Source organism: Hwangdonia sp., assembly GCF_048381975.1.
Lineage (GTDB): Bacteria > Bacteroidota > Bacteroidia > Flavobacteriales > Flavobacteriaceae > Hwangdonia > Hwangdonia seohaensis.
In genome coordinates this window covers 78161-90570 of sequence record NZ_JBLWYT010000009.1, presented here as the reverse complement: position 1 = coordinate 90570, position 12410 = coordinate 78161, and the positions used below count along the sequence as shown (strand labels likewise).

The 12410-nt window shown below is 35.2% G+C and carries 13 protein-coding genes and 3 tRNA genes; 11 read left to right on the top strand and 5 right to left on the bottom strand.

Going from position 1 to position 12410, the window contains the following annotated elements:
• Positions 1-81 precede the first annotated feature (81 nt).
• The 4 genes from ACN5J7_RS14805 (at position 82) to ACN5J7_RS14790 (ending at position 2895) form a co-directional block, all read left to right on the top strand.
• A complete protein-coding gene (locus ACN5J7_RS14805; protein ID WP_418604502.1) occupies positions 82-633 on the top strand; it encodes an RNA polymerase sigma factor in 552 nt (183 codons plus the stop codon).
• Between the two features lie 18 nt (positions 634-651).
• A complete protein-coding gene (locus ACN5J7_RS14800; RefSeq protein ID WP_418604501.1) occupies positions 652-1035 on the top strand; it encodes a DUF6768 family protein in 384 nt (127 codons plus the stop codon).
• 151 nt (positions 1036-1186) lie between these two features.
• The gene (gene rocD / locus ACN5J7_RS14795; RefSeq protein ID WP_311938744.1) at positions 1187-2431 is read left to right on the top strand and encodes an ornithine--oxo-acid transaminase; all 1245 of its coding nucleotides are present in this window, start codon (positions 1187-1189) and stop codon (positions 2429-2431) included.
• 5 nt (positions 2432-2436) lie between these two features.
• Positions 2437-2895 carry a DUF5362 family protein gene (locus ACN5J7_RS14790; protein ID WP_311938742.1) on the top strand — a complete coding sequence of 153 codons (459 nt, stop codon included), beginning with the start codon at positions 2437-2439 and terminating at the stop codon, positions 2893-2895.
• Positions 2896-2962: 67 nt separating this feature from the next.
• On the opposite strand, the gene ACN5J7_RS14785 is transcribed toward ACN5J7_RS14790, so the two are convergent.
• The gene (locus ACN5J7_RS14785) at positions 2963-4003 is read right to left on the bottom strand and encodes an FKBP-type peptidyl-prolyl cis-trans isomerase (RefSeq protein WP_418604500.1); all 1041 of its coding nucleotides are present in this window, start codon (positions 4001-4003) and stop codon (positions 2963-2965) included.
• Positions 4004-4084: 81 nt separating this feature from the next.
• On the opposite strand from ACN5J7_RS14785, the gene ACN5J7_RS14780 reads away from it, so the two are divergent.
• Together ACN5J7_RS14780 and ACN5J7_RS14775 are read left to right on the top strand one after the other, a co-directional pair.
• Positions 4085-4456, top strand: coding sequence for an RNA-binding S4 domain-containing protein (locus ACN5J7_RS14780; RefSeq protein ID WP_418604499.1), 372 nt, complete (start codon positions 4085-4087; stop codon positions 4454-4456).
• A 37-nt stretch (positions 4457-4493) separates the two neighbouring features.
• Positions 4494-4988 (top strand): phosphoribosyltransferase family protein, encoded by a 495-nt coding sequence (locus ACN5J7_RS14775; protein WP_311938735.1) that lies wholly within the window; start codon positions 4494-4496, stop codon positions 4986-4988.
• Here ACN5J7_RS14775 and ACN5J7_RS14770 read toward each other — a convergent pair.
• Entirely contained in the window at positions 4980-5501 is a 522-nt protein-coding gene (locus tag ACN5J7_RS14770; protein WP_311938733.1) for a shikimate kinase, read from the bottom strand. The two genes, ACN5J7_RS14775 and ACN5J7_RS14770, sit on opposite strands and share 9 nt — an antisense overlap.
• Positions 5502-5647: 146 nt before the next feature.
• On the opposite strand from ACN5J7_RS14770, the gene ACN5J7_RS14765 reads away from it, so the two are divergent.
• Positions 5648-5720: transfer RNA gene (locus ACN5J7_RS14765), tRNA-Lys, on the top strand.
• Positions 5721-6102: 382 nt separating this feature from the next.
• A complete protein-coding gene (locus ACN5J7_RS14760; RefSeq protein WP_418604498.1) occupies positions 6103-6657 on the top strand; it encodes a DinB family protein in 555 nt (184 codons plus the stop codon).
• A 95-nt stretch (positions 6658-6752) separates the two neighbouring features.
• Here the strand turns inward: ACN5J7_RS14760 and ACN5J7_RS14755 are convergent, their stop codons facing one another.
• Positions 6753-7502 carry an NlpC/P60 family protein gene (locus tag ACN5J7_RS14755; protein WP_418604497.1) on the bottom strand — a complete coding sequence of 250 codons (750 nt, stop codon included), beginning with the start codon at positions 7500-7502 and terminating at the stop codon, positions 6753-6755.
• Between the two features lie 6 nt (positions 7503-7508).
• A complete protein-coding gene (locus ACN5J7_RS14750) occupies positions 7509-8687 on the bottom strand; it encodes an acetyl-CoA C-acyltransferase (RefSeq protein WP_418604496.1) in 1179 nt (392 codons plus the stop codon).
• Between the two features lie 129 nt (positions 8688-8816).
• On the opposite strand from ACN5J7_RS14750, the gene ACN5J7_RS14745 reads away from it, so the two are divergent.
• From ACN5J7_RS14745 to ACN5J7_RS14735, 3 genes are all read left to right on the top strand, one after another.
• Positions 8817-10865: an HD family phosphohydrolase gene (locus tag ACN5J7_RS14745; protein ID WP_418604495.1), complete on the top strand. Its 2049-nt coding sequence runs from the start codon at positions 8817-8819 to the stop codon at positions 10863-10865.
• Positions 10866-10955: 90 nt separating this feature from the next.
• A tRNA-Ser gene (locus ACN5J7_RS14740) sits at positions 10956-11043 on the top strand.
• Positions 11044-11118: 75 nt separating this feature from the next.
• Positions 11119-11193: transfer RNA gene (locus ACN5J7_RS14735), tRNA-Pro, on the top strand.
• A gap of 124 nt (positions 11194-11317) precedes the next feature.
• Here the strand turns inward: ACN5J7_RS14735 and ACN5J7_RS14730 are convergent.
• Positions 11318-12409: a hypothetical protein gene (locus tag ACN5J7_RS14730; RefSeq protein WP_418604494.1), complete on the bottom strand. Its 1092-nt coding sequence runs from the start codon at positions 12407-12409 to the stop codon at positions 11318-11320.
• Between the last annotated feature and the right edge of the window lies 1 nt (position 12410).

Genomic DNA, 12410 nt, shown 5'->3' with positions numbered 1-12410 from the left:
AAACAAAATATAATTTTTGGGTAAAATTTCTTAGAATGATTAAAGGCAAAAAAAGGAAAAAGCAATATAAACCAAACCGCATTGAAAAAGGATAAAACCATAGATGCGATGTTGGTTACCCAATACCTTTCTGGGCATGCAAGCGCACTTACAGAATTGGTTAAACGCTGGCACAAGCTGTTTTGCGAAAAGGCATTTTGGCTGGTTAAAGATGCCGATGTTGCCAAAGATATTGCGCAGGAAAGCTGGAAAACCATCATTGATAAAATATACAAGCTAAAAGACCCTAGTAGCTTTGGTTCTTGGGCATTACGCATTGTTTACACCAAGGCTTTAGATTACATCAATTCTAATAATCGAACACGAGATAATTTAGAACATTACAAATACGAACAAGACACCCTAGACATTGAAAACGAGACTGATGAAGCCTTAAAAAAAGCACTTTTAAAAGCGATTAATAATTTAGTGGAACATCAGCAAACCGTGATTAAATTGTTTTATGTTGAAGACTATTCGTTAAAGGAAATTAGCGCTATTTTGAATATATCGGTAGGTACTGCAAAATCAAGATTATTTCATGCCAGGGAAAAATTAAAAGACACATTAAAAGAAAAACGAAACGATTATTAATAATTAAAAACGACACAAATGAAAAATAATATGGAAGACATCGATAAATTAATAAAAGAAACATTAACCCAGGAAGAGGCTAAGTTTTACGACGATTTGGATGAGCAAAACACATGGCAAATGGTTGGTGGTTTGTTTAAGGGAAAAAACAAATGGCTGTTGGTTATGATGAATATTATGACTTTGGTTTTTTTCGGACTGTTCATTTATTGCCTCGTGCAATTTTTTAATACTGAAACAACTAAAGACCTTTTAAAATGGGGATTGGGAAGCATTGTATTCTTGCTTGGTGTAAGTATGTTAAAGGTGTTTGCGTGGATGCAAATGGACAAAAATGCGATTTTAAGAGAGATGAAACGGTTGGAATTGCAAGTGTCATCATTATATCATAAAATGAAATAGAATTTTAAAACGCCATAAATATTTGTTAATATTGCAATTCCTAGGGATGATTTCTCTCCCACGCTGCTTTTTCGTCCCGATAAACATTGGGATTCCGAAAGAATAAAGGTACAGAAGGAATTGCATTTTTTTAATATTTAAATTCTTTAAAATGGCAATTTTAAACCAATTAACTTCGCAACAAGCGATCGATTTAGAAAACAAGTATGGTGCACACAATTACCATCCGTTACCTGTGGTATTAAGCAGGGGAGAAGGTGTGTATGTATGGGATGTAGAAGGAAAACAGTATTACGATTTTCTATCTGCATATTCAGCGGTAAACCAAGGGCATTGTCATCCAAAAATTGTTGGAGCCATGACCAATCAAGCACAAACCTTAACATTAACATCTAGGGCATTTTACAATGATATGCTTGGGAAATACGAAAAATTCGCTTGCGAGTTTTTTGGATTTGATAAGTTATTACCCATGAATACAGGGGCCGAAGCCGTAGAAACAGCTTTGAAAATTTGTAGAAAATGGGCTTACGAGGTTAAAGGCATTGATGAAAACAAAGCCGAAATTATTGTTTGCGAAAACAACTTTCATGGACGGACAACCACTATTATTTCATTTTCAAACGATCCTGTGGCGCGTAAAAATTTTGGACCCTATACTAAAGGATTTATAAAAATTGAATATGATAATTTAGAAGCCTTAGAAGATGCTTTAAAAAACAATCCAAATGTTGGTGGTTTTTTAGTAGAGCCCATTCAAGGGGAAGCTGGTGTTTATGTTCCGAGCGAAGGGTATTTAACAAAAGCAAAGGCATTATGCGAAAAATACAATGTGCTTTTTATCGCAGATGAAGTGCAAACGGGCATTGCACGAACCGGAAAACTTTTGGCTGTAAACCATGAAAATGTAAACCCCGATATTTTAATTCTTGGTAAAGCCTTAAGCGGTGGTGCGTATCCGGTTTCTGCGGTTTTAGCAAATGATAACATTATGAAGGTTATAAAACCAGGAAACCACGGAAGTACTTTTGGCGGAAACCCTATTGCTGCTGCTGTAGCTATGGCTGCTTTAACGGTTGTAAAAGAGGAAGCATTGTCAAATAATGCCGAAACATTGGGGCAATTGTTTAGAAGCGAAATAAATAAATATATAGAAACAAGCAACATTGCTACTTTAGTAAGAGGTAAAGGCCTTTTAAATGCTATTGTTATTAATGATGATGAAGACAGCGATACGGCTTGGAATATCTGTTTGGCGTTGCGCGATAACGGTTTATTAGCAAAACCTACACACGGAAACATCATTCGATTTGCGCCTCCTTTGGTTATGACTGAAGAGCAATTGTTGGACTGTGTGCGTATTATTACTGATACCTTAAAACAGTTTGAAGCCTAAAAAATATGGAACAGAAATCGGCTTTTGAAAGCTTTGAATTGGAAATAGGTGAAGACATTAAAGGACTTTTAAAAGAAACCTCCTCTTGGACTTATTTGTTATCTATAATTGGTTTTATAGGAATAGGTTTAATGGTAATTGCCGGCGTGTTTTTAGGCGCCATGATGGGAACCAACACTTTTGGAAGTAGCAACCCATATGATGCTATGGGGTTTCCAATGGGGTATTTCGGGCTTATTTATGTGGGCATGGGCCTCATTTATTTTTTCCCGGTACTCTATTTGTTTAATTTTTCAAGAAAGATGAAAAATGCTTTGAGCACAACAAATAAAGCGGATTTTAAATCGGCTTTTACCAATTTAAAGTCTCATTATAAATTTATGGGCATTTTTGCCATTGTAATTATTAGTATTTATGTTTTAATGTTTTTGGGTGGTATGTTGTTTGCATCAACGTCATTTTAATAATAAGGATATTATGTTATAAAAAAAGCGACCGATTGGTCGCTTTTTTTATTGGTTCTTCAATTTATTATTCTAAGTAGTCTATGGCAATATTTTTGTCAAGGTAATCAGCCAAACCATCGTTATTGGAATCTACTATGGTTACCGTTTTTATGGTAATAATACCGGCACTTTTTGATCGGCTAAACTCAAATTCTTCAGCAGCTAAAACAGGTTCTTCTTCGCCTTGGTTGGTGTCAACCGTATAGGTTTTATGCTCAAGTTCATTAAGGGTCGGTACGCCATCGCCATCATCATCTATATCAAAATAATCAGGAATACCGTCATTATCGGTATCATCGCCATCATTCGTGTCTACACCCGTATTCAGGGTAAATTCCCCATCGCCATTTAAATCTTCTAAATAAGATGGAATGCCATCATTATCATGGTCGTTTTCAGCAACTTGGAACAAATCAAACTTAAAAGCAATGGATGTATATGCTGAAATTCCGCCTGTAGCATTGCTAAAATAGCCCAATCCAGAAGGCAAAAACATAACGCCAACACCGTGGTTTGTAAAACTAACGGTACCGTCGTTCTCGTTGGTAAAAGATTCGGCTGCCTTAAAAAATGGCATAACCTTTCTCCATCCCGGTACAAGCGAAATCAAATCGAAATCTACTGGGGTTACGGCACTATCAAAAACTTTATTATCAAGTGTGAAACCTTCATAGTTTACGCGAATTTGATCTGAGAATTTAGGCGATTCACCTCCAGCATTTGGGTTTAAATCAAGAATATAAAACTCGTAATCTGTTTCAGAGAACTTCACCGTTTTTAGGTCTACGGCATTAATTAACAAAGAATCGGCATCGCTGGAAATGACTTCGTCGGTTATTGTGGTTATTACTAAATCTTTAATACTCGGGTTGGTATTATTGATAAATGCACTCGCATTGTAATAATGTCCGTTTAAATATTTAACTAAAGAATCTTTGTCTGAAGCCTGCTGTTCGGTTCGGTCTCTTTGTGGCACTTCAGTAAAACTGCCACCGTCATCTTTGTTACAAGACAGAAATCCAACTATTAAACATAAAATAGATAAAGCTATTTTTCCTTTTCTCATTATTGATTATTTTTGAGGCGCAAGATACAATTTTAATATAGTTTTGCACAACAACATTAACGTAGTTTTTAGAATAATTGTATGCGGATAGACAAGTATTTATGGTGTATTAGATATTACAAAACCCGATCTTTGGCTACAACAGCTTGTAAAAAAGGACAGGTTAAAATAAACAACGATGTTGTTAAACCCAGTAGAGAAGTGTTTGCGCAGGATATTGTGGAGTTACGGAAGAACCAAATTAACTATAAACTAAAAGTTAATGATATACCTGAAAGTAGAATTGGCGCAAAACTGGTTGATATTTATAGAACCGATATGACGCCAAAAGAACAATTTGAAGCCCAAGAGCTTTTAAAGTACGCTAAAGATTATTACCGAAAAAAGGGCGTTGGCAGACCTACAAAAAAAGATAGACGCGATATTGATGATTTTACTGAAGGAAATGAGTAATTTTAAACCTTAATTTAACAAGCTGAACCCTAGTGCCATGAACAATGTAATCCTGACCCATACCGAAATCAATCATAAAATAAGACGTATTGCTTTTCAGATATACGAAAACAACGTGAATGAAACCGAGGTTATTTTGGCTGGCATAGACCGAAATGGTTACATTCTTGCAAAAAAACTAAAAACAGCGCTGAGTAAAATATCTGATATAAATCCGGTGCTTTGTAAAGTTAGTATTGATAAAAAAAATCCGTTATCGCCAATTAAAACATCAATTCCTGCCAAGGAGTATCAAAATAAATCTTTGGTTTTAATTGATGATGTTTTAAACTCTGGCACCACTTTAATTTATGGTGTAAAGCATTTTTTAGATGTGCCATTAAAACAATTTAAAACCGCTGTTTTGGTTAATAGAAATCATAAAAAATATCCTATTAAAGCCGATTTTAAAGGAATTTCTTTATCAACATCGTTACACGAGCATGTTAATGTTTTTTTAGAAGGTGAAAAAATTGAAGCGGTTTTAGAATAACTCCAAAAGGATAGCTTCAATAATCTCTTTTTCAGTTTTGTTGTCGGTTGAAATAATTTTATCGGCTTGACCGTAAAACGGCGCGCGTTCAAACAAATGCTTTCCTATAAATTCGGCGAGTAAATCGTCCGTTTCAATATGCGCGATTAAAGGTCGTTTGGCTTTTTCGTTTTTCAATCGGTTAACCAAGGTTGGTATAGTAGCTTTTAAATAGATGCTTACCACATCCTTTGAATTTAAAACGGTTTCCATATTGTTTCCGTAGCAGGGTGTGCCACCGCCTAAAGACAAAATCAGCTTCTTTTTGGTTTGTAAAATATCGGTTAAGTATTGGGTTTCTTTTTTTCTGAAATAGATTTCGCCCTTCAGTTTGAAAATGTCGCTAATGGTTGTGTTTTCCCTTTCTTCAATATAATCGTCTAAATCAATAAAGTCGTAACTTAATTTTTTTGCTAAAATCCTACCAAAAGTAGATTTTCCAGAAGCCATATACCCAATTAAAACTACAATCATTTTTATGCTATAAATTGATTATTAAAAACATACGTTTAAGAGCTGCAAAAAAACGAAAATTTAATTAAAAAAAGTATTGTTTTATTAATTAAACATTTTATATTTGCACCCGCTAACGGTAATAAGGTTGGCAACGTTGAAATAATGACCGGGTAGCTCAGTTGGTAGAGCATCTCCCTTTTAAGGAGAGGGTCCTGGGTTCGAGCCCCAGCCCGGTCACAAAACAAAATATCTTTTTTAAATCAAAACCTTGCTAATTATTTAGCAAGGTTTTTTGGTTTTTGGAATTGTTTTTACTTCTTCTCAAAGTCTTCCACGAGGCTCTGCTTCTGGTTTTCGTTGAAACTGTCATTCCCGAGACATCGGGACTCTAATTAACAAATTTCGGTTTTTAGCCCTAAGAACAAAATGAAACGAGCTAAATACCTTTATGGCTTTGCCTCGAAGATACTTCGCTTCAAGAAATTTTTTATTTCTGCGTAAAGTCTTCGACCATTTTATTTCCGCTTTTATTTTTGTTAAATTAGTACTGTCGAACAGGTGATATAATTTTATAAAAAGATCGATTGCGCTAAGTTTGAAAAACAAAAAATTCATTGATATGGAAAATTGGATTGCACAGATAGACAAGACGACTCAAAATTTTTCTGAAACTTTTGGTGAATTAAGTTTCGAACAATTAAATTGGAAACCAAACGCCGAGACTTGGAGTATTTCTCAAAATATGGAACATTTAATTGTAATCAACGAGAGCTATTTCCCGGTAATCGATTCCATTCGGAAGGACACTTATAAAACCCCATTTTTAGCCAAATTTGGATTTCTTGTATCATTTTTTGGGAAAACTGTTTTAAAGGCAGTTCAGCCCGATAGGAAAAAGAAAATGAAAACATTTACCATGTGGGAGCCAAATGAAAGCGATATCGCAATTGGGATTCTCGATAGATTTAGAAAGCATCAATCTGAATTGAAAAACATCATTCAAAATTCGAAAGACCTGATAGAAAAAGGAACCGTAATCTCATCTCCGGCAAATAAAAATATAGTTTACAAATTAGAAAAAGCTTTTGATATTATAGTGACCCACGAACAAAGACATTTTGAACAGGCCTTGGAAGTCCATCAATTAATGAAAAAGAAAGCAGCCAAAAACTAAAAGGCTATAACCGAAATTTGCATTAAAAAAAACTAAACAATAAGGTTGTTGCTTAGGTTTTTATCCGATAAAATCTTGGGTCATTTATTTTGCGACTAGACAATTTTTTTAATCACCCTTAGTTTATGCGTGTGCATTTTTTTATCTACATTATAAATACCGGAATGGTCTAATCTGTCAATGCGTACTTTGCCGTAAGCGTGAATAATGTAATTGTCTTTCATGATAATGCCAACATGCGTTATGATGCCTTCGTTGTCATCAAAAAAAGCCAAATCCCCGGGTTCGCTTTCTTCAATAAAACTCAATGCTTCACCCTGTGTGGCTTGCTGCGAGGCCTCTCGTAACAATTTATAACCATTTAGTTTGTACACCATTTGGGTAAAACCAGAGCAATCAATACCAAAAGGCGTTTTTCCGCCCCAAAGGTAGGGTGCGTTTAAGTATAAAAAAGATGTTTTTATAAGGTTGCTTTTTGATAAATTTTCGGTGTTTGAATTTCCATCGAAATGATGTTTTAAAATCGATAACCCATTTAACGAAGACCCCAATGGAATGGAATACAACTGTTTGTCCGCATCTTGAACAAACTCAACCAAATCCAGCGAAAGCTTTGGGGTTTCTTGGTTTAAAGCTTGGTATTGTTCTTCGGTAATTTCAATGTATTGTTTATTGTCTATCCAACCTTCATAATTATCAAAAGCGACTCTGATTTTGCTCCAATATTTACGCTGTTCTAAAACTTTAAAATATTCACCGTATAATACTTGCGAAATAAGTTCACTTTTATCAGAGGGTTCTAACCTTAAGGAAACAATGCTTAAATTACAAATTCCGTATTGCATTCAATATTAGTTTCGTTCAATAACAACTGCCGATGCACCACCGCCGCCATTGCAAATAGCCGCTGCACCAATTCTAGCATTATTCTGTTCTAAAACATTTAATAAGGTAATTAGAATCCGTACCCCAGAGCAACCTAACGGATGCCCAAGAGAAACCGCACCACCATTAACATTAACGTTGCTATCATTAAGTCCGAGAATTTTCATATTGGCCAAACCAACAACTGAAAACGCTTCGTTAAATTCAAAATAATCAACATTGTCCATGGTAATACCTGCTTTGTTTAAAGCTTTAGGTAACGCTTTTGCCGGTGCCGTTGTAAACCATTCTGGTTCGTGTGCGGCATCAGCATAGCCTTTTATGGTTGCCAAAGGTTTTAAGCCCAATTCCTCTGCTTTTTCCTTACTCATTAAAACCATGGCTCCCGCGCCATCGTTAATGGTAGAAGCATTGGCCGCAGTTACGGTACCATCCTTTGTAAAGGCTGGCCGCAATGCAGGGATTTTTTCCATTTTCACATTGGTAAATTCTTCATCTTTGTTAACTATAATAGGTTCGCCTCGGCGTTGTGGCACTTCAACAGGAACAACTTCGTTATCAAATTTTCCGGCGTTCCATGCTGCTGCAGAACGTGTGTACGATTGTATGGCAAAAGCGTCTTGATCTTCTCTGGAAAACTTATATTCAACAGCACAGGCATCGGCGCAAACACCCATGGCATTTTGGTCGTAAGCATCAACCAATCCGTCTTTTTGCATCCCATCAATTAAAGTGGTTGGGCCAAATTTTGTACCCGTTCTCGCATATAAATAATGCGGAATTAAACTCATGTTTTCCATTCCGCCGGCAACAATAATATCGGCATCGCCAAGGGCAATACTTTGAGCGGCTTGCATAACGGATTTCATGCCTGAAGCACAAACTTTATTTATAGTAGTACAAGGCACTGTATTGGGTATGCCGGCATAAATTGCGGCTTGTCTTGCCGGTGCTTGTCCGGTACCGGCTTGAATAACATTGCCCATTAAAACCTCTTCGACCAACTCGGGTTTAAGGTTGATTTTTTCCAGGGCACCTTTAATTGCAATGGCGCCCAATTTTGTAGCGGGAACTGTAGATAAAGCCCCTAAAAAGCTACCAATTGGTGTTCTTGCAGCCGATACAATAACAACTTCTTTGCTCATTTTTTTATGCTTAAATTTTGATGCAACGAAAATAATCAATTTTTAGTAGAAATTTGAATGATTACTATATTATAAAATAAATAGAATACGCTTAGAAATTTATTACATTTGAAAATACTAAAGTATTAAATGAAAGACTTTATTAATAAACTTTACCGAAACCATTCCTTAATCTATAAAGGATTATTGTTTATATGCACAACGTTTTTAATTGTGTATTTATTCCCGAAAAGCGGAAAATTCAAATATAATTTTGAAAAAGGAAAACCTTGGCAATCCGAAAATTTATACGCCCCGTTTAATTTCGCCATTAAAAAAACCGAAGATGAAATAAAGGAGGAGAAACAAACCATTAGAACCAACTCCATTGTATATTTTAATATTGATAACTCTATTGAAACTAAAGTAATCAATACGTTTGAAGCCCAATTTAAAAACACGTTTACCGATTCCATTAGTAAAACCGACTTAGATAATTTATTAAAAACAGGACATAAAATCATAGACGAATTATATCGGTTTGGTATTTTAAATGAAGATTATAGTTTTTCAGACAATCAAGTTGTAGCCTTACTTGACGACCGGGTTGAAAAAGAAAAAGTATTGTTTTCAAACTTAATCAAGCAAGATGAAGTGGTGCAGGTTATTGAAAAAACACTGTCGAGTCAGAACTTATTAAAATATAAAAACAATTTTGTATCGCTGTTTTTCGATTTGGTTGAACCGAATTTGGTTTTCGATAAATCGACTACCGATAAGGTTTTACAAGAAGAGTTTGACAAAATAGCCTATGCCCGGGGAAGTGTTGAAAAAGGTACCTTGATAATTTCGAAAGGTGAAGTTATTGAAGGTGACAAATACCAAATCTTAAAATCGTTACAATCGGAATACGAATCGCAAGTTTGGACCAAATCCAATTACAACTGGATATTGTTTGCGTACATTTTGTTGGTGGCATTGGCTTTATTAATGTTGTTATTGTTCCTTAGAAAATACAGGCCAGATGTATTTGAAAACAACACCAAAGTCACTTTTATTTTCTTCAATATATTATTAATGGTTTTTATTACAACATTGGTTGTAAACTATAATTCAAAGTACATTTACGTGGTGCCCATTTGTATTTTACCGTTGGTTTTAAAGGCTTTCTTCGATGCCCGATTGGGAATGTTTGCACATGTTATAACCGTGCTATTGTTGGGCTTTATTGTACCTAATAGTTACGAGTATATGTTCCTTCAGATTATAGCGGGGATTGTAACTATTTTAACGGTTTCGGAATTATACAAAAGAGCCAATTTATTTATTTCCGTAGGGCAAATTACCCTGATTTATATCGTGGCGTACTTTGCTTTTTTTGTAATACACGAAGGCACGGTTGAAACCATTGAATGGCAAACTTTTATTTGGTTTATTCTGTGCGGGCTTGCCACTTTATTTGTTCAACCTTTAATTTATATTTATGAAAAAATATTCGGTTTAGTTTCAGATGTATCGCTTTTAGAATTGTCCGATACCAATTCAAAATTATTAAAGGAACTTTCAAATATAGCTCCGGGAACATTTCACCATTCGTTAAACGTAGCTAATTTAGCTGAAGCATCGGCTAACGAAATTGGTGCCAATGCCATGTTAATTAGAGTAGGGGCGCTGTACCACGATATTGGGAAAATGAAAAGCCCAACCTATTTTACCGAAAACCAGTCCACGGGAATCAATCCACACGATGAATTATTGGCAACAGAAAGCGCAAAAATTATAACCGACCACGTTATAGATGGTATTGAAATTGCCAGAAAAAACAATCTGCCCGATCGGGTTATAGATTTTATACGAACGCATCATGGTACAAGCATGGTGTATTATTTTTATAAGAAAGAAAAAGAGCAGAATAAAGATGTTGATGAGGCGGATTTTAGTTATCCCGGACCAAAACCATTTAGCAAGGAAACCGCTATTTTAATGATGTGCGATAGCGTTGAAGCGGCTTCGAAAAGCTTAAAAGAACCAACATCCTCTAAGATTGATGCTTTTGTTGAAAACATTATAAACAAACAAATAGAAGAGGGTCAATTCTTAAATGCAAACATCACGTTTAAAGAAATACAGTCTATAAAAAAAGTGTTAAAGCACAAGCTTGCAAATATTTACCATTTGCGTATTGAATACCCAGAATAAATTTTACAAAAAAGTAAATAAAATAGTTGCGTTCTTACAGATGATATGTTACATTTGCATCCGCAATTTTATTGCAAAGTTCATTAAAAAGGAGAGGTGCCTGAGTGGCCGAAAGGAGCGGTTTGCTAAATCGTCGTACCCCAAAAGGGTACCCGGGGTTCGAATCCCCGTCTCTCCGCAATAATTAGATAACCAAATCGGGGTGTAGTCTCTTGCTTAACGCGAGATAAACTACACTGCGATTATACATTTTCGGGGTGTAGCGTAGCCCGGTTATCGCGCCGCGTTTGGGACGCGGAGGTCGCAGGTTCGAATCCTGCCACCCCGACATTTTACTTAATAAAAGCCTGATAATTAAATGATTATCGGGTTTTTTATTTTTATAGTATTGTGTGTTTGATAAATTCTTATTTCGAGGCATGTATAATCGGGGTAGTATAGTTTGTTTTATATCACAATTTGCTATAGACCGGGTTGTTTAAAGATATTTCTCCAATTTTTTTGGTTAATTCAATATCTTGGTAAAATTCAATTATTCGATCTTCAAATTGGTACGTAAACATAGGACTTGGAATAGTAATATTAGCTGTATTTAATTCTTTATAAACAATACGAACCTTTATAGCAGAATAGATGAATTCTGTTGACCTTCGACTATTAAAGTCTATACCTCTATTATTTAGAAAATCTTCTGCCTTATCTGCAGATATGGGTAACAATATTTTTGGATAAGTATTTTTAATACTGTTTAAATAAGCATTCTCAAAAGATTCTTCTGGAAAAAATTCGAAGAAAAAGGCTTCGTCTAATATGCCAAAACCAAAATACTCTTTACTATGTGGGGGCAATTGTACCCAAAACCCGCCTTTATCAAAATCGTACTGTCCAAATTTATGCCGCGTAACAAAATACCCAATTTCATCATTATTCTTAAAAAAATCAACGCTCCAGTTTCTTAATTCTTCTAAGTTGGCTGCAACAAAAGCAGCGTATTTTTCCTGTGCTACAAATTCATCTCTTGTGCCTCCCCACTTACCAGTAAATCTACATTTTGGATTTTTTTCTATGTCACAGAAATAGGTACGCTTTATTTCCTCAGAAACTAAAGTATGCATGGCTCTTAATAAGTGATTTTGGGCTGTAAATGAATGTATGTCTTTTTTGTTATCTCGGTTTTCATGTGTTAGCGCAGTTATATACGTGTTGTCTATATCATTATAATAGCGTGCCATATATTTCATTTTAACCATGTTGGCATAATTGGTAAAACCTTCTTTTATCAGCGTATTTTTGGGTCTGTCTAAACCCAAACTATTATACTTATTTATAAAGCGATATTGATTGTGTGCACCAAACCTTGGTAATCCTTTATGGGCTTGCAGATGTATTGATTTAAACTTGTTTGAGGGCGAATTGATTGTAAGCACATCGGTCATGTCGATAGCTACTTCGCTTGTTTCTTGCGCTACGGTATTATTTGTTGATAATGAAAATATTACGGTAATTACGAATGAGTAAATAAATGATTTTTTTTTGCGTGTCATA